Annotated in this window: 22 protein-coding genes and 1 riboswitch; of the genes, 13 read left to right on the forward strand and 9 right to left on the reverse strand. The window is 67.7% G+C overall.

The features are described 5' to 3' along the window. Positions 1 to 298 precede the first annotated feature (298 nt). On the forward strand, positions 299 to 3,163 hold the full coding sequence (locus tag ACFYPM_RS06425; RefSeq protein WP_387191886.1) for an alpha/beta fold hydrolase: 2,865 nt from the start codon (positions 299 to 301) through the stop codon (positions 3,161 to 3,163). After that, complete coding sequence (locus ACFYPM_RS06430) at positions 3,163 to 4,029, forward strand: ABC transporter permease (RefSeq protein WP_387191888.1); 867 nt, start codon at positions 3,163 to 3,165, stop codon at positions 4,027 to 4,029. The genes ACFYPM_RS06425 and ACFYPM_RS06430 overlap by 1 nt, the downstream gene beginning before the upstream one ends. Here the strand turns inward: ACFYPM_RS06430 and ACFYPM_RS06435 are convergent. From ACFYPM_RS06435 to ACFYPM_RS06450, 4 genes are all read right to left on the reverse strand, one after another. Beyond that, a complete protein-coding gene (locus ACFYPM_RS06435) occupies positions 4,026 to 4,607 on the reverse strand; it encodes a DUF4232 domain-containing protein (protein ID WP_387191890.1) in 582 nt (193 codons plus the stop codon). The genes ACFYPM_RS06430 and ACFYPM_RS06435 overlap by 4 nt on opposite strands. A 238-nt stretch (positions 4,608 to 4,845) precedes the next feature. Beyond that, positions 4,846 to 5,322, reverse strand: a complete 477-nt coding sequence (locus ACFYPM_RS06440) for a hypothetical protein (protein ID WP_387191892.1) — start codon at positions 5,320 to 5,322, stop codon at positions 4,846 to 4,848. After that, on the reverse strand, positions 5,297 to 5,605 hold the full coding sequence (locus ACFYPM_RS06445) for a hypothetical protein (protein WP_387191894.1): 309 nt from the start codon (positions 5,603 to 5,605) through the stop codon (positions 5,297 to 5,299). The genes ACFYPM_RS06440 and ACFYPM_RS06445 overlap by 26 nt, the downstream gene beginning before the upstream one ends. A gap of 98 nt (positions 5,606 to 5,703) precedes the next feature. Further along, entirely contained in the window at positions 5,704 to 6,207 is a 504-nt protein-coding gene (locus ACFYPM_RS06450) for a hypothetical protein (protein ID WP_387191896.1), read from the reverse strand. Between the two features lie 357 nt (positions 6,208 to 6,564). Here ACFYPM_RS06450 and ACFYPM_RS06455 point away from each other — a divergent pair, with 357 nt between their 5' ends. Then, entirely contained in the window at positions 6,565 to 6,693 is a 129-nt protein-coding gene (locus tag ACFYPM_RS06455; RefSeq protein ID WP_387193358.1) for a GntR family transcriptional regulator, read from the forward strand. On the opposite strand, the gene ACFYPM_RS06460 is transcribed toward ACFYPM_RS06455, so the two are convergent. The 3 genes from ACFYPM_RS06460 to ACFYPM_RS06470 all read right to left on the reverse strand — a co-directional run bounded on the left by ACFYPM_RS06460 (position 6,694) and on the right by ACFYPM_RS06470 (position 8,320). Next, on the reverse strand, positions 6,694 to 7,278 hold the full coding sequence (locus ACFYPM_RS06460) for a hypothetical protein (protein WP_387191898.1): 585 nt from the start codon (positions 7,276 to 7,278) through the stop codon (positions 6,694 to 6,696). Then, a complete protein-coding gene (locus ACFYPM_RS06465; RefSeq protein ID WP_387191900.1) occupies positions 7,275 to 7,916 on the reverse strand; it encodes a hypothetical protein in 642 nt (213 codons plus the stop codon). The genes ACFYPM_RS06460 and ACFYPM_RS06465 overlap by 4 nt, the downstream gene beginning before the upstream one ends. A 140-nt stretch (positions 7,917 to 8,056) precedes the next feature. Next, positions 8,057 to 8,320: a hypothetical protein gene (locus tag ACFYPM_RS06470; RefSeq protein ID WP_387191902.1), complete on the reverse strand. Its 264-nt coding sequence runs from the start codon at positions 8,318 to 8,320 to the stop codon at positions 8,057 to 8,059. A 210-nt stretch (positions 8,321 to 8,530) separates the two neighbouring features. Here ACFYPM_RS06470 and ACFYPM_RS06475 point away from each other — a divergent pair, with 210 nt between their 5' ends. The 4 genes from ACFYPM_RS06475 to ACFYPM_RS06490 all read left to right on the forward strand — a co-directional run bounded on the left by ACFYPM_RS06475 (position 8,531) and on the right by ACFYPM_RS06490 (position 15,712). Then, a complete protein-coding gene (locus tag ACFYPM_RS06475) occupies positions 8,531 to 10,069 on the forward strand; it encodes an N-6 DNA methylase (protein ID WP_387191904.1) in 1,539 nt (512 codons plus the stop codon). 11 nt (positions 10,070 to 10,080) lie between these two features. Further along, complete coding sequence (locus tag ACFYPM_RS06480) at positions 10,081 to 11,271, forward strand: hypothetical protein (RefSeq protein WP_387191906.1); 1,191 nt, start codon at positions 10,081 to 10,083, stop codon at positions 11,269 to 11,271. Positions 11,272 to 11,317: 46 nt separating this feature from the next. Further along, entirely contained in the window at positions 11,318 to 14,728 is a 3,411-nt protein-coding gene (locus ACFYPM_RS06485; RefSeq protein ID WP_387191907.1) for a DEAD/DEAH box helicase family protein, read from the forward strand. Positions 14,729 to 15,256: 528 nt separating this feature from the next. Continuing rightward, on the forward strand, positions 15,257 to 15,712 hold the full coding sequence (locus tag ACFYPM_RS06490; protein WP_387191909.1) for a DoxX family protein: 456 nt from the start codon (positions 15,257 to 15,259) through the stop codon (positions 15,710 to 15,712). 107 nt (positions 15,713 to 15,819) lie between these two features. Here the strand turns inward: ACFYPM_RS06490 and ACFYPM_RS06495 are convergent, their stop codons facing one another. Further along, positions 15,820 to 16,125 carry an ArsR/SmtB family transcription factor gene (locus tag ACFYPM_RS06495; protein WP_387191911.1) on the reverse strand — a complete coding sequence of 102 codons (306 nt, stop codon included), beginning with the start codon at positions 16,123 to 16,125 and terminating at the stop codon, positions 15,820 to 15,822. Between the two features lie 91 nt (positions 16,126 to 16,216). On the opposite strand from ACFYPM_RS06495, the gene ACFYPM_RS06500 reads away from it, so the two are divergent. The 4 genes from ACFYPM_RS06500 to paaN all read left to right on the forward strand — a co-directional run bounded on the left by ACFYPM_RS06500 (position 16,217) and on the right by paaN (position 22,263). Continuing rightward, the gene (locus ACFYPM_RS06500) at positions 16,217 to 17,185 is read left to right on the forward strand and encodes a DMT family transporter (protein ID WP_387191913.1); all 969 of its coding nucleotides are present in this window, start codon (positions 16,217 to 16,219) and stop codon (positions 17,183 to 17,185) included. Positions 17,186 to 17,359: 174 nt separating this feature from the next. After that, positions 17,360 to 17,495: riboswitch (SAM riboswitch) on the forward strand. Between the two features lie 10 nt (positions 17,496 to 17,505). Beyond that, positions 17,506 to 18,792 (forward strand): threonine synthase, encoded by a 1,287-nt coding sequence (gene thrC / locus ACFYPM_RS06505; RefSeq protein WP_387191915.1) that lies wholly within the window; start codon positions 17,506 to 17,508, stop codon positions 18,790 to 18,792. 523 nt (positions 18,793 to 19,315) lie between these two features. Then, entirely contained in the window at positions 19,316 to 20,335 is a 1,020-nt protein-coding gene (locus ACFYPM_RS06510) for a GNAT family N-acetyltransferase (protein WP_387191917.1), read from the forward strand. Positions 20,336 to 20,589: 254 nt separating this feature from the next. Next, complete coding sequence (gene paaN / locus ACFYPM_RS06515) at positions 20,590 to 22,263, forward strand: phenylacetic acid degradation protein PaaN (RefSeq protein ID WP_387191918.1); 1,674 nt, start codon at positions 20,590 to 20,592, stop codon at positions 22,261 to 22,263. Between the two features lie 199 nt (positions 22,264 to 22,462). Here the strand turns inward: paaN and ACFYPM_RS06520 are convergent, their stop codons facing one another. Next, positions 22,463 to 22,993 (reverse strand): GNAT family N-acetyltransferase, encoded by a 531-nt coding sequence (locus tag ACFYPM_RS06520; protein WP_387191920.1) that lies wholly within the window; start codon positions 22,991 to 22,993, stop codon positions 22,463 to 22,465. Positions 22,994 to 23,275: 282 nt separating this feature from the next. Between ACFYPM_RS06520 and ACFYPM_RS06525 the strand changes: the two genes are divergently transcribed. Together ACFYPM_RS06525 and ACFYPM_RS06530 are read left to right on the forward strand one after the other, a co-directional pair. Continuing rightward, entirely contained in the window at positions 23,276 to 23,479 is a 204-nt protein-coding gene (locus ACFYPM_RS06525; protein WP_088950422.1) for a cold-shock protein, read from the forward strand. 141 nt (positions 23,480 to 23,620) lie between these two features. Further along, positions 23,621 to 23,845, forward strand: coding sequence for a hypothetical protein (locus ACFYPM_RS06530; protein ID WP_387191922.1), 225 nt, complete (start codon positions 23,621 to 23,623; stop codon positions 23,843 to 23,845). Positions 23,846 to 24,027 lie beyond the last annotated feature (182 nt).

Genomic DNA, 24,027 nt, shown 5'->3' on the forward strand with positions numbered 1-24,027 from the left:
AAAACTAACCGACCCCCTTGCTGGTCAGGCCTCGATGGACGAGTCAGGTTCGCGTCAGTTCGAGCAATGTCACCATTCGCCCCCGTTCTCGACACTCTCTGTTTCGTCAGTGGGTGTGACATGGAGGGATGCAGGCCGATATCCGTGAAAGATCGGAATTCACGGGATCCGAACTCAACTCACTGTGCCGCGTCGGACATGGCGCGCTCGCTGCCGTCCGTGCACCGATCGGGGCAACCGGACGGACGTACGGCGGATCTCAGCCAACGCTCAGGCTGCGGGCCGTACCGTGTGCCGCATGACATCGCCGTCGCCGGCCGCCTGGTTTCGGCGTGCCCTGCCCACCCGACGCCGCGCGATCGCCGCGGCGGCGGTCGTCGTGCTGCTGGCCGCCGCCGTGACGTGGGCGGTGTGGCCGCACGGGTCGGGCGTTCGCAGCACGAGCGAGATGCTCACCGTCCGCTCCGGACCGTCCGACGACCAGCCGGTGGACCTCGACACCACCTTCTACCTGCCCGACGACGCGTCATCCGGTCGGAAGGTCCCGGCGGTGCTGTTGGCACACGGGTTCGGCGGCACCAAGGAGTCGGTGCGCTCCGACGCGGAGGAGTTCGCCGGGCGCGGCTACGCGGTGCTCACCTGGACCGCGCGGGGTTTCGGCCGCAGTGGTGGCGAGATCCATCTGGACAACCCGGACCACGAGGTGCGCGACGCGTCTCGGCTGCTGGACTGGCTGGCCGCCCGACCGGAGGTCCGCACCGACGCCGCCGGTGACCCGAAGGTCGGTGTGGTCGGCGGCTCGTACGGCGGTGGGTTGGCGCTGTTGCTGGCCGCCCAGGACCGTCGGGTCGACGCGATCGTCCCCATGATCACCTGGAACGACCTGTCCCGTGCCTTCCTGCCGGAGAGCACCGGTGGGGCGCCGACCGAGGGCGTGTTCAAGAAGGGCTGGGCCGGTCTCTTCTTCGGCGGCGGCGGCAACGTGGGTTCCGGCCCGGCGGGGCTCTCCGGCGGGACCGCCGCCCAGCCGCAGGGCGCACCGGCGTCGGCGGGCCCGCCCAGCCCGGGGCCGGGCGCCGGTCCGGGCAGCGGTCCCGGTGGTGCCCCGGCCGGTGCGGCCGACCCGTCCTGCGGCCGGTTCGCGGCCGACGTGTGCGCCGCGTACCTGCGGATCGCCACCACCGGGCGGGCCGATCAGGCGGCCGTGGACCTGCTGCGCCGCTCCAGCCCGGCGGGCGTACTGGACCGGATCAAGGCACCCACCCTGCTGGTACAGGGCGAGGCGGACACGCTTTTCCCGCTCGGCGAGGCGGACGCGAACGCGAAGGGCATCGCCGCCACCGGCACCCCGGTCCGGGTCGCCTGGTTCACCGGTGGGCACGACGGTGGCAGTGGACCCCGGTCGGACTCCGACCGGGTGAAGTTCCTGACCGTCCAGTGGCTCGACCACTACGTCAAGGGCGAGGGCAAAGCGCCCGGTGACGACTTCACCTGGTCGCGGATCGCCGGCTTCGACGCGCTCGACCGGGGTCTGGTCGCGACCGGATTCCGCCGCGCCGACTATCCGGGTCTGACCGGCAACGCCCGCCGGGAGGTCACGGTCGCCGGGCCGGCCCAGCCGATCGCGAACCCGCCGAACGGCAACCCGGCCGCCATCTCCTCGATCCCGTTCGCCGGTGGGCTCACCTCCCTGCTGGACGGCGTGGCCGGTGACGTTCCCGGCCAGCACGCCCGGTTCGAGTCGACGCCGCTGACCGAGGCGGTGGACGTGGCAGGTGCGCCCACCGTCACCCTGCGGGCCGCGTCGCCGACCGGCACGGCGGTGCTCTTCGTCAAGCTCTACGACGTCGACAAGGACGGCGCGGCGACCCTGCCGAACGGCCTGGTCGCCCCGATCCGGCTCACCGGCCTGCCGCAGCAGGTGCAGGACGCCGCCCCGGTCACCGTGACGCTGCCCGGGATCGTCCGCCGGGTGGAGGCCGGGCACCGGCTGCGGCTGGTGGTGGCCACCTCGGACCAGGCGTACACGACGCCCGCCGAGCCGACCGTCTACACGGTGTCGGCGGACGGCGCGGTCAGCCTGCCCACGGTCGACGGCGGGCCGATCCCCACCACCGCGACCCTGTGGCGCTGGGTGCTCGCCGGTCTGCTCGCCGCCATCGCGATCGGCCTCGTCGTGGTCGTCGCCGTGCTGCGCCGCCGGCATCGCCGCGAGGACCGGTCGGTGCATCCGGAGTACGCCGACACGCCGTTGGCCGTGCGCGCGCTGCGCAAGGAGTACGCGGACGGCTTCGTGGCGGTGTCGAACGTCGACTTCGAGGTGCACCCGGGTCAGGTGGTGGGTCTGCTCGGACCCAACGGCGCCGGTAAGACCACCACCCTGCGGGTGCTGATGGGGTTGACCCAGCCGACCGCCGGGGAGATCTACGTCTTCGGTCGCCGGCTGGTGCCCGGCTCGCCGGTGCTGTCCCGGATCGGCGCGCTGGTCGAGGGACCCGGCTTCCTGCCGCACCTGAGCGGGTTGGAGAACCTGAGGGCATACTGGCGGGCCACCGGCCGGCCGTGGAAGGACGCCCAGTTCGACGCGGCCCTGGAGATCGCCGGGCTGGGCGACTCCGTACAGCGCAAGACCAAGAACTACAGCCACGGCATGCGCCAGCGGCTGGCCATCGCCCAGGCGATGCTCGGGCTGCCCGAGCTGCTGGTGTTGGACGAGCCGACGGACGGGCTCGACCCGCCGCAGATCGCCGAGATGCGCCGGGTGCTCCAGCGGTACGCCACGGACGGGCGGGCGGTGCTGGTCTCCAGCCACCTGTTGGCCGAGGTGGAGCAGACGTGCACCCACGCGGTGGTGGTGAACAAGGGCCGGATCGTGGCGTCCGGGCCGGTGGAGGAGATCGTGGGCGAGTCGCCAAGCGTGCTCTTCGACGTCAGTGACCCGGTGGCGGCGCGGGCGGTGCTGGACCGGCTGCACGGGGTGCGGGTGCTGCCCGAGAGCGACGGCCAGTTGGTGGTCGACACCAACGGCACGGCTCGCAGCGAGGTGGTGGCCGAGCTGGTGCGCGCCGGCATCGGGGTGGACCGGGTGGTGCCGCGACGCCGCCTGGAGGACGCGTTCCTCGCCCTGGTGGGCGACAACTCTCGGGGAAGCGGTGACCGGTGATGGCTGTTACTGGCGCGGGTGAGGCCCAGGGCTACCGGCCGTCGGCCACCATGCCGTTCGTGGCCGAGTTCCGTCGGCAGGCGTCCCGGCGGCGGACCCAGCTGGCGCTCGGGTTCATGGTGCTGCTGCCGTTGGTCATCCTGATCGCGTTCCAGCTCAACTCCGGTGGCGACGACGACAACGGCAACAACGAGTTCGCCAGTCTGGTGGACCTGGCCACCTCCGGCGGCCTCAACTTCACCCTCTTCTCGATCTTCGTGTCGGCGTCGTTCCTGCTGGTGGTGGTGGTCGCGCTGTTCTGTGGCGACACGGTGGCCAGTGAGGCGAGCTGGGGCAGCCTGCGGTACCTGCTGGCGATCCCGGTGCCCCGGGCCAGGTTGCTGACGGTGAAGCTGGTGGTCGCACTCGCGTACTCGGGACTGGCTCTTGTCTTGTTGGCCGGCACCGCGTTGCTGGCCGGCACCCTGCGCTACGGCTGGTCGCCGCTGCGCAGCACGGTCGCCGCCGAGCTGGAACCCACCGAGGGGCTGCTCCGGTTGCTGGCCGTGCTCGGCTACCTGGCGGTCGTACTGCTGGTGGTGGCCGGGTTGGCGTTCCTGCTGTCGGTGATTACGGACGCCGCGCTCGGCGCGGTCGGCGGCGCGGTGCTGCTCTGGATCCTGTCCAGCATCCTGGACCAGATCACCGCCCTGGGCGCGTTGCGCGACTTCCTGCCCACCCACTTCAGCACCGCCTGGCTGGGGTTGCTCTCGACCCCGGTGCAGACCGACGACGTGGTGCGCGGCTGCATCTCGGCGATCGGTTACGCGACGCTGTTCTGGGGGCTGGCGTTCTGGCGCTTCACCCGCAAGGACATCACGTCCTAGCCCTTCTTCCAGGCGCTGACGCCGATCCGGCCGGTGTTGCCCAAGTCGATCGGGCCGTCCGGATCGACCTCCTCGGCCGGCTGCCCGGCCGCGGGTGCCACCGTCAGGTACTCGCCGTTGGTGGCCACCACCGTCGGGTCGGTGACGAGGTTGCGCCAGAGCAGCACGGCCGTGGCCCGATCGTTGGGGGCGAGGGTGACCTCCCGGGGCGGTTGGTCGAAGCCCGAGGTGATCTCCTTGCCACCGTTGACCACACGCAGCAGGACCGGTTCGCGGTGCTCGTCGAACACGTGCAGCACCGGGTATCCGTTGAGCTGGTAGGGGCGGTCGCCGCAGTTGATCAGCTCCAGGCCGAGGGCGCGTAGGCCCATCGCGGCGTCGCCACCGGTCGAGCGGATCCGGACGCCGGTGGCCGGGCACGGGTCGATGCTTGCCGATGGGCTGGGCGCGGTCGGCGGCTTGCGCGGGCCGTCTTCGGCCTGACTCCGATGGTCTTCAGCAGTGCAGGCGCCAAGGACAAGAGCCGCCGCCGCCGTTGCGCTGATCCGTCGCCATGCTGCCGTGTCGCGGAGGATCATCCGCTGATCCTCGCTCACGGGGGCGTGCCGCCGTCGCCCGGCCTCGACTGTCGCGGGCCCTGTCGAGCTGCCCCAGATCTGGACCGGCGTTGCATCCCCGCCCCCCTTGCTGCACCGCTCGTCTGGCGGGGGACTCCTCCCGGTGCGGCTTTGGAGCTGAATCGTTTGTGACATCGCTCGCCGGATCACGCAATGCCGTCTGGTGTTCCTTAGTCGAGGCGGTCGCGGCGTTCGAACGTCAAAAGCTCGGCGAGGTCCTGCTCCTCCTGCTGGCGTGCCTCCTCAGCCGGCACCGCGCGTCGCCGATTGTCGTATTCGGCGTACACCTGCCCGATCCGCGCCTCAGCGGTCGCCGCCGATACCCCACCCGCGCCGCCCAACACCTGCCGTTCGTTGAAGGCCAATCCGGCGTGCCGATGTCGGCGACGGCCGGCAGCATGCCGTCGTTGAGCGCCTCGGCGAAGCCCTCGCCGGCAAGGTCACCGGCGGAGAGGATCGTCGCGGCGAACAACTCGGCCTCGATCGGATCGTTCGTCTTGATCAGGTCGGCAGCCTCGGTGACCAGGTCGTCGATGAAGTTCTGCGGGTCAAAGTCAGGGTCTGAGCACGCCGGGCAGTCGCACTGGTCCAGGTCGACGGCTCTGGTCCGACGCACGACCTGCTGGCCGGAGCGACTGGGCTTGGCGCGCTTACGGCGGCGGCTCTCGGGACTCATCCGAGCATGTTTCCACCGGTGCCGGGCGGGCTCCACAAGACCCGCCGGGGTGGTCGGCGTGAAGGGTGCAACGGGCGCCGCCGGGGAGGCGGTGGTCGCACCAGACGCGGGTACGCACGAACTGGCGGTCCTCCTCGCTCAGCGTCGTCTCGCCGAAGTCGATGGCGCTGACATGGCCGAGCGAGTCGCGTAGCGCCTCTGCCAGTGCCCGCGCGCCGTCGATGCTGGCCAGGGTGGTGGGCAGGTGCACGATCCAGCGCGGCTGTTCCTCGTACTCCGTCATGGCCCTTCCTCGTCTCTTCGGCGCCGAGGCGGGTGGGGTCGACCGGCGTCTGCCCGGACACTCGCCGGCCGGAGCCCGGCACCCGCCCCGGGCCTGCTTCAGGTGGTCGGTCCGGACAACCCCTCGGTGTACGAGGTCAGCGCCGCGACGGCGGCGGTCAGGCTCTCCGACATCAGGTCGAGGTGTTCGGCGGCCCTGGACCACTGCCCGCTCGCCACCTCGGTGGCCGGGTCGGGCTGGCCGGCGTCGATGAGTTGCCGGCTGGCGGCGTTGATCCGCGCGGGGAACTGCCCGACCCGTTCGGCTGTGGCACCCAACTGATCGCGAACGGTGTTCAACAGCTCGACCAGGTCACCGATGCTGGGATGGCCCGCGTCGGTAAGCAATCGGCGTACACCATCGGTGAGCTGGCGCTCTGCCTCGCCGGCCAGGTCGAGGGCGTCGTCCCCGCGCCGCCGGGCCTGCCGAATCGCCGGGTGGGCGCAGCCCGCGCTGGTCCGCTCCAGCAGGACGGTCGCGGCGGCCACGGCGAGGTACGTCTCGCGCAGCTCGCCGGCCACCTGGCCGACCTCCCAGGCGGCGCTTGCCTCGGGCACCGTCACGTTGGCCTCCTCGGGGCTTGGTGGGGTGCCGGGGCAGCGCGACAACCAGCCCAGATGGGGGACATCTGAACCGCCATGCACGCTGCCCCGGCAGGGGGACCGGGCGTACGCCCGGGGGACGAATCTCCTGCTGCCGAGCGAGGAGGTCCGCAGCTCAATCATAGGTGTCTAAGTTATTTAAGTCAACGTCGAAGTTGTAGGTAACTAAGTTGGCGTGTTGCAATGGTTGGGCCGAGCGAGGAGTACCGCCTGATGCCCAACCGCGTTGCTGACTACATCCGTGTCGTGGACGCCATCACCGCGCAGATCAGCGCGGGCGAACTTGCGCCGGGCGACAAACTGCCCACCTAGGCGCAACTGGCCGAGCATTACAAGATCAGTGTCACCACCGCCCAGCAGGCGTTGCGGATTCTCCGCGAGCGCGGCCTGGTCGAGGGCCACCAGGGCAAGGGCACCTATGTCGCCGGGAAGCCCAAGACGGCATAGTCAGATGGAACGCAGGTAGCCCCGCAGGTTGTCCTTCGATAGGCGCAGCAGCGTGCACGCCTCCTGGACCGACCGTCGTGCGCCGGTTAGTTGGCCGCCGACCTGTTGCAAGACTGACGGGCTTGCGCCCGCGAGCACCGTCATCAGCCAAGCGCTGTTGTTGCTGATCCGATCCATGGCGCCGAGCAGGACTTGATGGGTTCCCTCTATCGAGGCGATGACCTGCTCGATCTCTGTGGCAACGCCGCCCACACTGACAGAGCCGCTACCTGTCGGATTGCGCAGTCGACGTCCACTGCGGCGCTCTCGCAGGGTGTCGAACCCCGCCGTCACCATCGCCTTCGCGGCAGCCCCGGAAGCAGCGCCAAGTACGAGCCCGGATCCAGCCAGAACAGTTGGCGGGACTGATACGCCCTGCTTCGCTACCGCAGTGGCGGCTGCGAGGCCGAGGACTGCCCCGCCCCACTCGCTCAGCTTCTCAACGAGCTTGCCGATGCCTTCCTTCGGTGCCTCGTATCGGAGGGTGCGAAGATAGCCGTCCTGCTGCCGCGATCCGTTCCGGTATCCCCGCCGGCGATAGCTCACAGCACCGCGACTGGATCCAGGAACGCGCACTGCGTGGCGATCATCATCGGCATGTTGAGCGCGAGTTCCCGGGCAACTCCTTCTGCGGTCAGGCCGATCGGCTCCTCGCTTTCCTCCAACTCCTCTTCGTCTGCCCGCGCAAAGTAGGCACACGCCTCCCAGAGGTTCGGGTGAACGAATGAGAACGCCCACATCACATAAGCATCGTTTTGCACGGCCACGAGCGCCCGGTTGTGGTGGCCCATGCGGTGGTAGTGGGGCTCTTCGGGCGTCGAGCCCATCCCCTCGGCGGTCGGGAAGAGCCGGTAGCGCCGGAACAGATCGTCCAGCGGCCCCTCCGGGTCGAACTCCAGCAGCAAGCCACGGTCGATGAGTGATCCGACCAGGCTCTCGACCTGCGGCTGCGGGTTCGATGCGTTGAGCAGCAAGTCCACCAGCCGAGCCCGATCAACTCGTAGCTTCGAGTGGCCCTCCAGATCGAGGAAGGCGGCACCGTAGACACTGAACTCGTCCTCAGTTAGCTCAAGCATGTCCCCGCCGAGGTGAACTTCCCACGACTCGGGCTTCGGGTCGGCAGGCCGCACATAACGGTGCTGCGGCCCCAGGCTGAAACCCACTGGGATGATGACGCGAGGCATGAGCCGTCCCTTCGGCGATGCGAGTTGCGCTGACCCTACCGAAACGGGCACCCTCGGTCAGCCCTGCACAACCGATGGTGAACACCTCGGCGCCCGTGCCGGACCGTCCTGGGTGCCGCCACCTATGGCCGCAGCGTTCGTCAGCCGAGGACGTTCATGTAATTGCGGGCTGCCTGAGAACTGCCCTGTAGCAGGGTCATCGCCTCCACGAGGCGTTGCTTGCTCTGCTCGGCGCGGGAGATCGCCTCGGCGAGCGCCGGATGGCCGGTGCCTGCGGCCACAGCCCGAAGCCGACCCAGGGTTTGCTCGGTGGCCTCTACGGCGGCACGGATTTGCTGGTGTGTGGCGTTGCCCTGCTCCGCAGCCTGCGCGAGCGCCCCCTTGACTTCCTCGATGCTCGCCATCCGTGCCTCCCGACCTCGATGCGAAGCGGTCTCGCGCACTGTGTCGGGCCGGACACTATCCGACATCGGCGCGCTGCCGCCTCCCGGGCACTCGGTCGAGTCGGCAAGTTGACATTGCTGCTTACGCCCAGCTCGTGGGTTCCCATGCGCTCTGCGGCGTCGTAGCCTTGCGGGTTCGGACGACGCACACACGCTGGGGGACGACGTCTCGTGATCACTGGTGAACTGAAGAGCAGGATCGATCGGATCTGGGACGCCTTCTGGTCAGGCGGCATCTCGAACCCGCTCGAAGTGATCGAACAGATCACTTACCTGCTGTTCATCCGACGGCTGGACGAGCTGCACACGCTGGCGGAGCGCAAGGCCACCCGCACCGGGCAGCCGATAGATCGGCGGATTTACCCGTCAGGCAATGACCCCAAGGGCAAGCCGTACGAGGATTTGCGCTGGTCTCGCTTCAAGGATGTTAAGCCGGGCGCCATGTACGAGACGGTCGGTGAACACGTCTTTCCGTTCCTGCGCACGTTGGGCGGTGATGGCTCGACCTACGCCACCCATATGAAGGGCGCTCGCTTCACCATTCCAAGCCCGGCACTCTTGTCCCGAGTGGTGGACATGCTAAACGCCGTGTCGATGGAAGACCGGGACACCAAGGGTGATCTCTACGAATACCTGCTAAGCAAGATCGCGACCGCTGGCCAAAACGGACAGTTCCGCACCCCTCGACACATCATTCGACTGATGGTGGAGATGATCGCGCCTGGCCCCGATGACATAATCTGCGACCCGGCCTGTGGCAGCGCCGGATTTCTCATGGAGGCTAGTGAGTACGTCCGCCGCGAGCATCCCTACCTCTTCCACGATTCCAAACGTAATAAGCACTTCCACCGCGATATGTTCCACGGCTTCGATTTTGACAGCACCATGCTCAGAGTGGGCAGCATGAACATGTTGCTGCATGGTGTAGAGAACCCGGTCATTGAGTACCGCGACTCCCTGGCGCAAAGCGTCGCCGACGAGGCTGAGAAGTATTCAATCATCTTAGCCAACCCGCCCTTCGCTGGCAGCCTCGACACCGATAGTGTGGCTATAGACCTATCCCAGGTGGTCAGCACCAGGAAAACCGAGCTGCTTTTCCTGATACTCTTTCTGCGTTTACTTAAGCCCGGTGGTCAAGCGGCAGTAATCGTGCCAGATGGCGTGCTCTCGGGATCGGGCGCCGCCTACAGAGAGGTGAGACGCGTATTGGTGGAAGACCACAAATTGGACGGTGTGGTGAAATTGCCGGGAGGTGTTTTTCGGCCGTACACCGGAGTGTCTTCCGCCATCCTAGTCTTTACAAAGACTGACAGCGGCGGCACTGACAACGTTTGGTACTACGAAGTTTCCGCGGATGGTTGGAGCCTAGATGACAAGCGAGTGCCGCTCCTCCCGAACGATAAGCTAGGGCCAAGGCCGGCGGTCGAACTCGCTAGCGCCGACTATGCCGCAAACAATCTTCCAGATGCTCTAGCCCGTTGGGCTGAGCGAAATGGTGACGAGTGTAAACGTACGCGTGCTGAGCAGAGCTTTTGTGTGGCGAAAGAGGAGATCGCCAGCAATAACTACGATCTTAGTCTCGGTCGTTACAAAACGGTCCTTTATGAGGAGGTCGAATACGAGCAGCCTCTGCAGGTGCTTGCTGACCTCGAACGCCTAGAGGGTGAGATTCTCCAGGGCATATCCGACTTGAAGGACATGCTCAAATGAGGACTGTCACGGTGGCTAAGCTCTCTGAACTGGCCTCAATTAATCCGAGGATCGTAGACAAGCCTAATCTCGATGATGTCGTGGCCTTCTTGCCGATGGCGGTAGTGGACGCCGAGCTAGGTACCGCGGTGGCGCGTGAAGAACGGTCTTTCCGGGTGGTGTCTAAAGGGTTCACGCTCTTCGAGGATCGAGACATACTGGTCGCAAAAATCACACCCTGCTTTGAGAATGGGAAGATCGCACAAGCTGAATTAAGTACACGAATAGGTGCGGGATCGACCGAATTCCATGTGGTTCGACCTGATCGGTCTCGCGTAAACGAGCGGTTCTTGCTGCACCTTCTGCGTCATCCGAGAATTCGCACCGCAGGCGAGCAGCGGATGACAGGTAGTGCGGGTCAGCGCAGGGTTCCGGCGTCCTACATTGCAGGGCTTGAGATGCCGGTGCCACCGCTTCCCGAACAAGAGAGGGCTGCGGATGTTCTTGATTCGGTAAACGGCCTGCGCGTTAAGAGGCGTGCAGCACTGACCCGATTGCGAATGCTCACTCAGTCCATCTTTTTGGAGCTATTCGGGGACCCTGTCCGCAATGATCGAGGGTGGCCTAGGGTTCCACTCGGGTCGTTGCTCCAGCAGATTCAGAGTGGGCATAGCCCTCGATGCATGGATAGGCCGGTGGTGGATGGCGAATGGGGTGTGCTCAAGCTGGGTGCCGTCACTTCATGTGAATTTAATCCCGATCAAAATAAGGCTCTTCCGCATGGTATTGAGCCGCACTTGGAGGATGAGGTTCAGGCAGGCGACCTCCTGTTTTCGCGTAAGAACACTCGCGAATTGGTCGCCGCATGTGTTCTCGTGCAAGAAACTGTGCCGCGACTTCTTATGCCGGATTTGATATTCAGACTCAAGCTTGCCGATAAAGCGGACGTTGATCCCGCCTTCTTGCATCAGCTTCTAATATTTCCTTCGAAGCGCCGGGTTATCCAAAATCTCGCAGGCGGTTCTGCGGGCTCCATGCCAAATATCTCCAAAGCAAAGCTCCGAGAGGTCCAGATCGAGCTGCCACCACTCTCGTTGCAGCGCGAGTTCGCTCGACAGTTGGAGTCGATCGAGAAAATGAAGACGGCGCAGCGTCAGCATCTGGCCGAGCTAGATTCTCTGTTCGCGTCGCTCCAGGATCGGGCCTTTCGCGGCGAGCTCTGATGTGTGATGATCGAGGGCTGTCCACGCGTTGGGGGGATCTTCGTCGATGAGCAACTTCGTGTTTCTGCGCGCCGAGTGGCCGGAGCTGTACGCTGAGGCCGAGCAGGCAGAGCTGAACGCTGCGGTCAATCCGCGTACCGCCTGTTTTTACGCACGTCGCTGCCTAGAACACGTGGTGAAGTGGCTCTACCGTTACGACGCGACCCTTGGTAGGCCCTACAAGGACACGCTCGCGGCAATGACCGCGCACCCGGCCATGAGGAGCTTGGTCGGGGATGCAATCCGCACCAAGATGGAGATCATCCGCAAGCAGGGCAACGATGCCGTCCACGGTAGTGGGCGGGTGCCTGACGCGGAGGCAGTGGTTCGCGAGCTGTTTCATGTGACCTACTGGCTTGCCCGGCGCTACACCCGCGACCCTGCCGCCGTACCCCCGAGTGCTCTTGCCTTTGATCCTGCACTGGTGCCGCGCCCGGTGGACGTGCGGGCGCAGAGCAGGGCGGAGGTCCAGGCGCTGGACGCGCAGCTTGCGGCCCGCGACGCGAAGCTGGCCGAGGCGGAGGGCAAGAACGCCACCCTGGACGCCCAGATCGCCGCCCTGCGCAAACAGATCGCGGCGGCGAAGGCCGCCAACGCGGCGCGGCCGGACGATCACGACTACAACGAGCAGGAGACCCGCGACCGCTTCATCGATTTGCTGCTCGCTGAGGCGGGCTGGCGGCTGGACCAAGAGCGGGACCGCGAGTTTCCAGTCAGCGGGTTGCCACACGGCTCTGGCAACGGTCGGGTGGATTACGTGCTGTGGGGCGACGACGACAAGCCCCTGGCCGTGGTCGAGGCGAAGCGGGCGCGGCGGGACGCGATCAGCGGTCAGCAGCAGGCGAAGCTCTACGCCGATGCGTTGGAGGCGGCCTACGGGCAGCGGCCGGTGATCTTCTATACGAACGGGTACGAGATTGCCCTCTGGGACGACATCCAGTATCCGCCCCGGCCGGTGCAGGGTTTCTACACCAAGGACGAGTTGCAGTTGCTGGTGCACCGTCGGACCAGCCGTCAGCGGCTCGCTGATCTGACCATCGACAGCGACATTGTCGAGCGGCACTACCAGCAGCGGGCCATCCGGCTGATCTCGCAGTCCTTCGAGGACGATCACCAGCGCAAGGCACTCGTGGTGATGGCCACCGGGGCGGGCAAGACCCGGACCGTCATCGCCCTGGTCGAGTTGCTGATGAAGGCCAACTGGGTCAAGCGGGTGCTCTTCCTGGCCGATCGCCTCGCGCTGGTCAAGCAGGCTGCGGCGGCGTTTACCGAGCACCTGCCCGACTTAGTCACCGTCAACCTCACCGGCGACAAGGTGGGCGAGGGGCGAGTGTACGTGTCGACGTACCCGACCATGCTGAGCCTGATCAATCAGACCGACGGCGACCTGCGCCGGTTCGGGCCGGGCTACTTCGATCTCGTCGTCGTCGACGAGGCCCACCGGTCGGTCTATCAGAAGTACCGGACGATCTTCTCCTACTTCGACTCGCTCCTCGTCGGGCTGACCGCCACTCCGAAGAACGAGGTCGACCGCAACACCTACGGCCTGTTCGATCTGGAGGACGGTGTTCCCACCGACGCCTATACGCTCGAAGAGGCCGTTGCGGAGAAGTACCTTGTGCCACCGCGTGCCGTCGCGGTCGATCTGCGGATTCCAACCTTCGGGCTTCGCTACGACGAGTTGACCCAGGAGCAGAAGGACGAGTGGGACGCGCTGGAGTGGGGTGACGGCGGCGAGGTGCCCGACGAGGTGGTTCCTGCGGCGGTCAACACCTGGTTCTTTAACGCCGACACGATTGACAAGGCGCTTGAATTCCTGATGACTCGTGGCCATCGGGTCGCCGGGGGCGACCGGATCGGCAAGACGATTATCTTCGCCAAGAACAACCGCCACGCGCAGGTGATTGCTGAGCGGTTCGACGCCAACTACCCGCACTACCGCGGTGACTTCGCCCGGATCATCACCCACCGGATCGAGAGAGCCCAAGGGCTGATCGATTCCTTCTCCATCACGGAACGCCAGCCACACATCGCTATCTCTGTCGACATGCTGGACACCGGCATTGATGTGCCCGACGTCGTCAACCTGGTCTTCTTCAAGATCGTGCGATCCAAGACCAAGTTCGCGCAGATGCTCGGCCGGGGCACCCGGCTGCGCCCCGACCTCTTCGGCCCGGGCGTCGACAAGAAGGACTTCTTTGTCTTCGACTTCTGCGGCAACTTCGAGTTCTTCGGCCAGAACCCACCCACCACCGAAGGCTCGCTCAGCCCGTCACTCACGGAGCGACTGTTCAAGGCCAAGGTCGAACTGATCAACCAGCTCGACCAGCGCCAGGCCGCAGACGCCACCGACAGCGACGCCACCGACGGTACGCGCAGCATCGCCGGCCTGCGCTGGGACACCGCCCGTGAACTGCACAACAGGGTAAGCGGCATGCGCCTGGACAACATCGTTGTGCGCCCGCACCGCCGTTGGGTCCAGCACTTCGTCGAGATCGAGAACTGGCACTGGCTCTCTCCGGAAGCCTCGGCGGAACTCGCCGCCGGGCTGGCCGGTCTGCCCAGCGAGGTGCGCGACGACGCCGAGGAAGCCAAGCGGTTCGACCTGCTGATCCTGCGATTGCAGCTTGGCCTGCTCACGCCCGACAGCCGATTCAATCGGCACCGCACCGAGGTGCAGGAGATCGCCTCCGTGTTGCTAGAGCAGACCACGATTCCGGTGATCCGCACCCAGGAGCAGCTCCTAGAGGAGGTTGCCGGCGACGAGTGGTGGCAGGACGTCACCCTGCCGATGCTGGAGCTGGCCCGACGGCGGATCCGTGGCTTGGTCCGACTTGTGCCCAAGGCCCGACGGGCCGTGGTCTACACCAACTTTGCCGACGAGATCGATCAGATCGTCGAGATGTCGTTCGCTGGTGTCGGTGTCGGCACCGACCTGGACCGATTCCGCGAGAAGATGCGCGTCTACCTGTGGACCCACGAGGACCATGTAGCGGTGCAGAAGCTGCGCCGCAACCGGCAGCTTTCCGGCACGGACCTGGCCGAGCTGGAACGGATGCTCGGCGAGAGCGGTGTCGGTGACAAGCAGGACATTGACCAGGCCCGGCGTGCTTCCGAGGGCTTGGGCCTGTTCATCCGAACCCTGGTCGGGCTGGACCGGGCGGCGGCTCAGGAGGCGTTCAGCGAGTTCCTGACCGACCGGACGCTCAACGGCGCCCAACTCGACTTTATCAACCTGATTATCAACGACCTGACGATGAACGGTGTCATGGAGCCGGTGCGCCTCTACGAGTCCCCGTTCAACGGGGTCGCGCCGCGCGGCCCCGAAGCCCTGTTCTCCAACGACGACGCCGATCGTATGGTCTCGATCCTGCGGACGATCAAGAACAACGCCATCTCGGCGAGCGAAGTCGCGTGACCGGAAGGCAGCTCGCTTAGAGACGAGTAAAGCCCAACTCAGGACAGGGCTGGTTCGCGGCGAAGGGCGCTCGCCATCCGTTTCGGCTGCTCGCCATGCCGCTCACTACCGCATCCGCCCCAGCGAGGTGACCGACGGTTACTGCCGACCGTCGGCTGCGCCCACCGCCCCAGGTAGGGGTAGGAATTACTCATTTAGGGTCGGTCGAAGACCTTGATCGACCGAATTCCTGCTCTTCGGCAGGCGATCAAGGGGGTGGGGGCCTGGATCTGCCCCGATGTGGGGCAGCTCGACAGGCCGTACCCACAGTATGGGAGCGTGCCCACGGCGATTGGCGCGTCCTCGAATTTGTTCTATCCGCAGCTCAGGGGACATGGCCTCGCGCCTGCGACGTTACGGGCGCTCGACGTGGGACTGTGGACACCGGTACATTCCGACCAGGGACTTTCCCACTAGCAAGGAACTTGTAACCTTCGATACTTTCATGCCTCACATTGAAGAGATCCGCACCCTTCGATGGAGGTACCGATGAACGCTTCTCGGCTCGGCGGGCCGACCCTGTCCCTGTTCCGCATCGTGATCGGCCTGCTGTTCACGTTGCACGGCCTGACCTCGGTCTTCGGGTTGTTCGGCGGCAATCCGATGACCGGTACGGCGATACCCCTCGGCACCTGGCCGGGCTGGTGGGCCGCACTGATTCAACTGGTGTGCGGCGTACTGGTGCTGGCTGGGCTCTTCACCCGGCCCGCCGCACTCCTCGCATCCGGCTCGATGGCATACGCCTACTTCGTCGTGCACCAGCCGGACGATCTGCTGCCGCTGCACAACGGTGGTGAGCTGTCGGCGCTCTTCTGCTGGTCGTTCCTGCTGGTCGCGGCCCTCGGCCCGGGTTCCTGGGCGCTCGACACGCTGCTCGCCCGTCGCCGCGACGTTCGGCCCGCGCCAGTGGTGCCGGCGACCGAGCCCAGCTCGATGGTCATCTGACTGCACCCGTACCGCGCGTCGCCGGAGCCTCGACGAGGCGGCCCCGGCGACGCGCCCGGTCAGTCGCACCCGCCCCACGCGAGGGTTGGGGCGACGACGCGGGAGCGTCAGGCCGAGGTGCGTGCGCCGAGCACCGCGTCCAGGAGGCCGGGGTAGAGGCGGTCCAGTTCGTCGCGGCGGAGCCGGACCAGGCGGCTGGTGCCGGCGGCCCGGGTGCGGGTCAGGCCGGCCTCGCGCAGGACCTTGAGGTGGTGGCTGCGGGTCGCCTTGGAGACGCCGAAGTCGAAGCTCCCGCAGGCCGCCTCGCCATTCTCGACAAGCGCCCGCACGATCTGTAGCCGCACGTCGTCGGCGAGTGCGGCCAGCACGCTGGTGACCGGTACGTCGGTCAGGTCGGGTTCGTGCGGCTCCATGTGACCAGTGTAACCCTTGTTCGACAACCTTCGAACAACGTCCTATGGTCGACGTCGTTGGTTCGACGATACTCGAACATTGGAGCTGACGATGCGACCCCGTGCCGCCGCCTACCCGCTGCTCGCCGTGCTCGGTTGGGGCGTGATGTTCCCGGTCCTGGCCAGTGCGCTGACCCGGGTCGACCCGCTCAACCTCACCACCGCCCGCTACCTGCTCGCCAGCGCCATCCTGGTCGCGATCCTGCTGCTCCGCGAAGGTTCCGGCGCACTGCGGCACGGCGGTCGGACCGGCGAGATCGTGCTGCTCGGCGTGGTCGGCTTCGCCGGCTTCAACGTGCTCACCAACCTGGCGCTCGAACACGCCGCCCCGCAGCAGATCGCCCTGTTCGTGGCTACCACCCCGTTGATCACCCAGTTGGTCCGCTGGGCGCGCGACGGCGTACGGCCGAAGCCGCTCCTGCTGGCCCTCTCCCTGGTGGCGCTCCTCGGAGTCGGCCTGGTGATCACCCGCGGGAGCCTGGCCGGGCTCGGCCAGTTCGGTCTCGGTGGGCTGATGATGATCGGCGCGGTCCTCGGCTGGGGCATCTACACACACGGTGCCAGCCGGTTCGGCGACTGGTCCCCACTGCGCTTCACCACCCTGACGGCGCTCGCCGGCACGGCGGCCATGCTGGTCACGAGCATCGGCGCGGACGCCGTCGGCTGGCAGCACGCGCCGGCCGCCGCCGACCTCGCGGCGGTCACCCCACAGTTGGCGTACGCCGTGGTCGTCGGCGCGGTGATCGCGGTGCTGGCCTGGAACACCGGTGTGCAGCGGCTCGGTGCCGCCAACGCGGCGCTGTTCATGAACCTGGTTCCGGTCACCACCTTCGCGGTGCAGATCGCCCGCGGCTACCGCCCGGAGCCCATCGAGCTGGTCGGGGCTGCCATCACGATCGGTGCGCTGGTCGCCGCCAACCTCGCCACCCGGCCTCGGATTCGGCCCTCGTCGCCGCCGCGGTCGACCGCGACCACGGACCAGATCGCCGTGGTCGACCCGGTCGCGGTGAGCGCCCGCTGACCCACCCGCCGGTGCCCTCAGGCCCAGCGAGCCCTGCTGGCCGCCCTCGGTGCCGTGGCGATCTACCTCGGGGGGCGCCGCCGCCGGTAACTCGCTGAGTTGTTCGGCTCACAGCGTGGGATCCGCGGTAGAGGCGACGGAGATAGTTGCCTAGACTCGACGGCACAACTGCATACCTCATCCAGAGGGGCTGAGGGATACGGCCCGACGACGCCCCGGCAACCACCCCGCGCGCTCACCGCTGAGCGACCCGTGGGGCAGGTGCCAATTCCGTCCCCGCCGCACCGTGCGATGTGGGGAAAGATGAGAGGACCCTCGACATGACGTCGACGCTCGCCGCCTCCGGCATCGACACCTCCGCCAGCCCCGCCCGCGCCCTGGTCTGTCGCGCCTGTTCGGCCCGTTACCCGCTCGTCGCCCAGCACGCCTGCTACGAGTGTTTCGGCCCCCTCGAAGTCGACTACGACACCACCGCACTGGCCACCGTCACCCGCGAGCAGATCGAGGCCGGCCCGGAGAACATCTGGCGCTACGCGGCACTGCTCCCCGCCGGTCAGGACCCGGCCAGCCGGGTCACCCTCGACCCGGGGCTGACCCCGCTGGTGGCGGCCCCGCACCTCGCCGCCGAACTGGGCATCACCGCGCCGCTGTGGGTCAAGGACGACAGCGCCAACCCGACCCACTCGTTCAAGGACCGGGTCGTCTCGGTGGCGCTCACCGCCGCGAAGGCGCTCGGCTTCACCCGGTTCGCCTGCGCGTCCACCGGCAACCTGGCCAACTCGGTGGCCGCGCACGCCGCCCGCGCCGGGGCGCCCTCGGTGGTCTTCATCCCCAGTGACCTGGAGCAGGGCAAGGTCATCACCACCGCCGTCTACGGCGGCGAGCTGGTCGCCATCGACGGCTCGTACGACGACGTCAACCGACTCTGCGGCGAGTTGGTGGAGACTGACGAGTTCGAGGACACCGCGTTCGTCAACGTGAACGTCCGGCCGTACTACGCGGAGGGCTCCAAGACCCTCGGCTACGAGGTGGCCGAGCAGCTCGGCTGGCGCATCCCGGCGCAGGTGGTCATCCCGATGGCCAGCGGCGAGCTGCTCACCAAGATCGACAAGGCGTTCTCCGAGCTGGTGGAGATCGGCCTGGTCGAGGCGCCGGCCGGCGGCTGGAAGGTCTTCGGCGCCCAGTCCGCCGGTTGCAACCCGATCGCCACCGCGCTGCACGCGGACACCGACACGATCATCCCGGTCAAGCCCACCGGCATCGCCAAGTCGCTCAACATCGGCGACCCGGCCGCCGGCGTCTACGCGCTGGAGGCGGTCCGCCGCACCGGCGGCTGGATGGAGTACGCCGACGACGACGAGATCCGCGCCGGCATCCGCGATCTGGCCCGCACCACGGGCGTCTTCGCCGAGACCGCGGGCGGGGTGACCGTGGCGGTGCTCCGCAAGCTCGTCGAATCCGGTCGGCTCGACCCGGCCGCGGAGACCGTCGTGTTCAACACCGGTGAAGGTCTGAAGACCGTCGACGCGGTGGCCGGCGAGGTCGGACCGACCCACCACATCAAGCCCTCGCTGCGCGCCGCCCGCGACGCCGGCCTCCTCGGCTGACCGTCTGGCCCTGGCCCTGCCTTGCCCTGCCCTGACCGTCCTGCCCTGCCCTGCCCTGCCTCCGCGTCACGGTCGCTTTGCCCGCTTTGTGGGTATCGTCGGCCTTGGCTGGCCTTGGTCCACTCGGGTTTCTGGAAGTCGGGGTGTCCCCGCTGTCGGACACCCCGACTTCAATGAAACCGAGTGCATCAAGCGGTGGGTCGCGCTGCGGTGGGTCGCGGGTGCGATGGGTCGCGCTGTGTCTCGCCGGGCCGGTGGATCAAGCGTTGTCCGAGGCGGGCCGAGTGGATCAGTCTGTGACTGAGATTTCGCTGTGAGTGTGGAAAACCCGCCGCTGTGGACTTGACGGCAGGAACCGGACGGCGCAAGATGCTCCGTGCGGGAGGGCATTTCGCCGAAGACTTTTGAAGTTCTTGCGACCCAACGCCGGAGGCGTTGTGCGAGTGTCCCTCCCGACCACGTTCGATCGGGCCAGCGAGTAATTCGCTGGCCCGATCGCTTTTCCGGGCGCAGGCTCAGCGCCATGAGCATCACGATCGCGTCGTTCGACGGCACCGACCGAGTCGCGGTCGACGAGGCGTACCTGATCGGCGCGGCGGCCAAAGACGCCGATCTGCCGGACCTTCCACCCTTCTGTCGGCGACGCTTCGACGCGATCTTCCACACGCCGATGCCCGGTGTCGAGTCGCTCTGGGCGCTGGCCCGGCTCGACGGGGTGCCGGCCGGTCACCTCCAACTGGACCTGCCCTACCTCGACAACACCGACAACGCCAGCGCGGAGCTGACCGTGCATCCCGATCTGCGGCGGCAAGGCGTCGGTCGGGCGCTGCACGAGTACGGGGTGCGCCTGCTCCGCGAGCGCGGCCGCAAGCGGATGGTCGCGATGGCCGTCTCCGCACTGCCCGGCGGGCCGGCCCGAAGCGGGGCGGGCGACGCGTTCGCCGCCGCCACCGGTGCCCAGCCCGCCCTCGCCGAGGTGCGCCGCCGGCTCGTTGTCGACGAGATCGACCGGCTCGCGCTGCGGGCGGCGCTGGCCGAGGCCCAACCGCGTGCCGAGGGCTACCGGTCGGTCTGCTGGCAGGGAGCGACCCCGCAGGAGTACGTCGCGGACATCGCCTACCTCGACGGCCGGCTGATGATGGACGCGCCCATGGGTGACGTGCAGTGGGAGCCGGAGCAGGTGGACGCCGAGCGCATCCGCGGCAACGAGCGGGCGTTGGACGCCCGGGGTCGGCGGCGCTACCACCTCGGGATGCGCCACGAGGCGACCGGTCGGCTGGTCGCCTGGACCCTGCTGGACGTGGGCGCCTCCGCCGACTGGCACGCGTACCAGCAGATCACCATCGTCGACCCGGCCCACCGTGGGCACCGGCTCGGCCTCATCGCCAAGGCCGAGAACCTGCACCACCTGCTGACCCACGAGCCGGCGGTCCGCGTGATCGACACCTGGAACGCGGCCAGCAACGGTTACATGGTGGCGGTCAACGAGCAGCTCGGCTTCCGCCCGGTGGACGCCTGGACCGACTGGCAGCTCACGCTCTGACCCGCGACCATTGGCGCTACCGCTCGCGGACCGGACTCAGGCATGAGCCGCTGTCGGGCATTTGCGCTACTGCGCGCGGACCGGACTCAGGCATGAGCCGCTGTCGGGCATTTGCGCTACTGCGCGCGGACCGGACTCAGGCATGAGCTGCTGTCGGGCATTCGCGCTACTGCGCGCGGACCGGACTCAGGCATGAGCCGCTGTCGGGCATTCGCGCTACTGCGCGCGGACCGGACTCAGGCATGATGGCGGGCATGACGGAGACCCCGCAGCCCCTGTACGACAGGCACGCCGACACCCTCAACCGTGCGCTGACCGCGATCACGGAGCGGGGCTACTGGTCCGCCTATCCCGAATCTCCCAGCCCTCGGGTGTACGGCGAGACCGCCGCCGCCGACGGCAAGGCCGCCTTCGAGGCGTACCTCGGCGGTGACTTCCCGCTCGACCAGCCGGGCACCGGCGCCCGGGTCGCCACCGAGACGAGCCCGTTCGGGGTGGAGTTGGCGGTGCGTTACCCGCACGCCGGCCCCGGCGAGCTGATTGACGCCGCCTCCGCCGCGCTGCCGGCCTGGCGTGACGCCGGCCCGCAGGCCCGGGTTGGGGTCTGCCTGGAGATCCTCGACCGGCTGCACAAGAACATCTTCGAGCTGGCCAACGCGGTGCAGTTCACCAGCGGGCAGGCGTTCGTGATGGCCTTCCAGGCCGGCGGGGCGCACGCGCTGGACCGGGCGCTGGAGGCGCTGGCGTACGCCTACGCCGAGATGACCAGGCACCCGGGCACGGCGGGCTGGGAGAAGGCCGCAGGCAAGGGCGACCCGCTGCGAATGACCAAGACGTTCCACGTGGTGCCGCGTGGGGTGGCGCTGGTGATCGGCTGTAACACCTTCCCGACCTGGAACTCGTACCCGGGGCTGTTCGCCTCGCTGGTCACCGGCAACCCGGTGCTCGTCAAGCCGCACCCGCGCGCGGTGCTGCCGCTGGCCATCACCGTGAAGTACGCCCGGGAGGTGCTGGCCGAGGCCGGGTTCGACCCGAACCTGATCATGCTGGCGGCCGAGGCGCCCGGTGAGAAGCTCGCCAGCGACCTGGCCCTGCACCGCGCCGTGAAGATCGTCGACTTCACCGGCTCCACCGAGTACGGCGACTGGCTGGAGACGCACGCCCGGCAGGCGTCGGTCTACACCGAGAAGGCCGGCCTGAACACGGTCGTCATCGACTCCACCGACGACTTCGCCGGCATGTGCCGCAACCTGGGCTTCACGCTGACCCTGTACAGCGGTCAGATGTGCACCACCTCGCAGAACATCCTCATCCCGGCCGGCGGCATCGAGACCGACCAGGGGCACAAGAGCTTCGACGAGGTGGCCGGCGGGATCGCCGCCGCCGTCGGCAAGCTCACCGCCGACCCGGCCCGGGGCGTCGAGCTGACCGGCGCCATCGTCAACGACGGGGTGCTGGAGCGGCTGGCCGAGGTCACCAAGGTGGGCGAGCCGGTGCTGGAGTCACGGGCCGTGGCCCACCCGTCGTACGCCGACGCGGTGGTGCGTACCCCGACGATCGTGAAGCTGACCCCGGACGACGCGGAGACGTACGGCCGGGAGTGGTTCGGGCCGATCTCGTTCGCCATCGCGACCGACTCCACCGCGCACAGTCTGGAGCTGCTGCGCCGCACGGTCGGCGAGAAGGGTGCGCTCACCGCGGGGGTCTACTCCACCGACGAGGCCGTGCTGGACGCCACCGAGGCGGTCGCGGTCGAGGTCGGGGTGCACCTGTCCTGCAACCTCACCGGTGGGGTCTTCGTGAACCAGTCGGCGGCGTTCTCCGACTTCCACGGCAGTGGCGCCAACGCGGCGGCCAACGCCGCGCTGACCGACGGGGCGTACGTGGCCAACCGGTTCCGGATCGTGCAGACGCGGCGTCATGTCTGATTTCTAGTTGCGGTTGGGGTTTCTGGGGTAGCCCGTTGCTCGCGGTTGGGGTTTCCGGGGCAGCCCGCCCCGCTCCGGGCGGTCAGGCTTGATCCCTGCGCGGGGCGGGCTGCCCCGAAAACCCGTTGTGGGCACGGTTGTTTCGGAACTGCCAGCTTCGGGGCAGCACACTGGTTCTGCCTTGGAATGGTTCTCGGGTCTATGCAGTTCGACGCATTTGTAGCTCGGTCAGGGCTGGGATGGTGGGGTGGGGGACGCGTACGCCGGTGTCTCTGAAGCCCAGGCGTTGGTAGGCGCGGTAGGCGCGGTCGTTGCCGACCACCACCTCCAGCAGCAACTCCCCTCGGCCGCAGGCGCGTGACCAGGCGGCCACCCCGTCGATCAGCTCACCGAGCAGCCCGTGCCCCCGCCAGGCCGGCGTGACGTAGACCGCGTAGATCACGGTGAGCCCGGGTTCGCTCGGGGAGATCGTGCCACCGGCGTGTCCGACGAGCCGGCCACCCGGGTCGGCGATGAACTGCGCGTTGCCGGGGCCGGTCGCGGTGTACGCGACCCGGGCGGCGAACTCGGTGTGCGGCCGGGCCGCCGCGTCCGCCAGGGTCTCCAGGAAGGCCAACGGTGCGTCGGCGAGCATCTCCAGACGCAGTGCCCGCATCCGGGCGGCGTCCTCCGGCCGGACCCGGCGGATCTCCGCCCGCCGGAGGGCGGTCGCGCCCGTGTCGGTGGTCATGCCCGCATGCCTATCACAGCGTCGGTGGCCGTCACGGCCGAATTGTGTACGGCAGTCGCCGCCCTGGATCCGGTGCCTCGAAACCCGACCGACCAGCGCAATCGGAGCGCCCCGGTGCATGCCCGATTGGTGGCCGTGCGCGGCGCTGACTCCTCGTGTAGCGTGCGATTTCGGTCACCTTTTTCAATGGTCGCCATCGATCGCTGAGGTGGTGGCTGGTCGGCGTCCGGCCGTGCCGTGCGCCAGGTCAGGCAACACCGCGCATAGTGAGGGAAGTGCACCGTGGCACAGGGCTCCGTGAAGTGGTTCAACGCCGAAAAGGGTTATGGCTTCATTGCCGTCGACGGCGGTCAGGACGTTTTCGTTCACTTCTCCGCGATCGAGATGGACGGCTACAAGGCGCTGGACGACGGCCAGCGGGTGGAGTTCGAGATCGCCCAGGGCCAGAAGGGTCCACAGGCCGAGCACGTACGCGTCATCGCCTGAGTTTCCCTCCCGGTCCGCCCCGCGCGTCGGGGCCGCGACGCGGGCGCACAACCGGGAAGATCGTGGCCCTTCCAGCCAATGCTGAGCAGCGTTCAGGACTGACCAGCCGCCCGCGCCCACCCCACCCTCCGGGCCGGGTGGGTGATCAGCGGTGGCCAGGAGGAGGCGCGCGTCGCCGCGCTCGGCGCGGATCCCTTCACGTCGCCGGGCACCGCGGTCGGGGCGGTGGCGGTGATCGGGGTCACCGCCGTACTTGCCCTGCCGGCCCACCTGGCCCAGTTGATCCGTCTGCTGGTGACATACGTCGAGCAGCGCGCCCATGAGGCGCCGGTGAACACTGCCGGACTGGCCGCGGAACTTGGCTGAGCGGCCCCATCGTGCTTGCACTCGGCAGGGGAGAGTGCTAAACAAGTCATTGGCACTCGCGTACCGTGAGTGCCAACGGCCGGGACGGTGGGGCCAGGTTGCACCGGCGTGGAGACGCCGGAGCGGCACATGGCCGGTCGTCGCGGGCTATCCGGCCCGGCCGAAGGACGTCGTCGTCGCCT

Origin of the sequence: Micromonospora sp. NPDC005203, from assembly GCF_042872705.1 — a bacterium.
Classification (GTDB): domain Bacteria; phylum Actinomycetota; class Actinomycetes; order Mycobacteriales; family Micromonosporaceae; genus Micromonospora.

Excerpts from the sequence above, each read along its gene's own strand:
- ACFYPM_RS06465 (WP_387191900.1), bottom strand. The coding sequence starts at position 7,916 with ATGCCTCGCGTCATCATCCCAGTGGGTTTCAGCCTGGGGCCGCAGCAC.
- ACFYPM_RS06495 (WP_387191911.1), bottom strand. The coding sequence starts at position 16,125 with ATGGAGCCGCACGAACCCGACCTGACCGACGTACCGGTCACCAGCGTG.
- paaN (WP_387191918.1), top strand. The coding sequence starts at position 20,590 with ATGACGGAGACCCCGCAGCCCCTGTACGACAGGCACGCCGACACCCTC.
- ACFYPM_RS06435 (WP_387191890.1), bottom strand. The coding sequence starts at position 4,607 with ATGATCCTCCGCGACACGGCAGCATGGCGACGGATCAGCGCAACGGCG.
- ACFYPM_RS06470 (WP_387191902.1), bottom strand. The coding sequence starts at position 8,320 with ATGGCGAGCATCGAGGAAGTCAAGGGGGCGCTCGCGCAGGCTGCGGAG.
- ACFYPM_RS06490 (WP_387191909.1), top strand. The coding sequence starts at position 15,257 with ATGAACGCTTCTCGGCTCGGCGGGCCGACCCTGTCCCTGTTCCGCATC.
- ACFYPM_RS06425 (WP_387191886.1), top strand. The coding sequence starts at position 299 with ATGACATCGCCGTCGCCGGCCGCCTGGTTTCGGCGTGCCCTGCCCACC.
- ACFYPM_RS06430 (WP_387191888.1), top strand. The coding sequence starts at position 3,163 with ATGGCTGTTACTGGCGCGGGTGAGGCCCAGGGCTACCGGCCGTCGGCC.
- ACFYPM_RS06510 (WP_387191917.1), top strand. The coding sequence starts at position 19,316 with ATGAGCATCACGATCGCGTCGTTCGACGGCACCGACCGAGTCGCGGTC.
- ACFYPM_RS06485 (WP_387191907.1), top strand. The coding sequence starts at position 11,318 with ATGAGCAACTTCGTGTTTCTGCGCGCCGAGTGGCCGGAGCTGTACGCT.
- ACFYPM_RS06445 (WP_387191894.1), bottom strand. The coding sequence starts at position 5,605 with ATGACGGAGTACGAGGAACAGCCGCGCTGGATCGTGCACCTGCCCACC.
- ACFYPM_RS06520 (WP_387191920.1), bottom strand. The coding sequence starts at position 22,993 with ATGACCACCGACACGGGCGCGACCGCCCTCCGGCGGGCGGAGATCCGC.
- ACFYPM_RS06440 (WP_387191892.1), bottom strand. The coding sequence starts at position 5,322 with ATGAGTCCCGAGAGCCGCCGCCGTAAGCGCGCCAAGCCCAGTCGCTCC.
- ACFYPM_RS06500 (WP_387191913.1), top strand. The coding sequence starts at position 16,217 with ATGCGACCCCGTGCCGCCGCCTACCCGCTGCTCGCCGTGCTCGGTTGG.
- thrC (WP_387191915.1), top strand. The coding sequence starts at position 17,506 with ATGACGTCGACGCTCGCCGCCTCCGGCATCGACACCTCCGCCAGCCCC.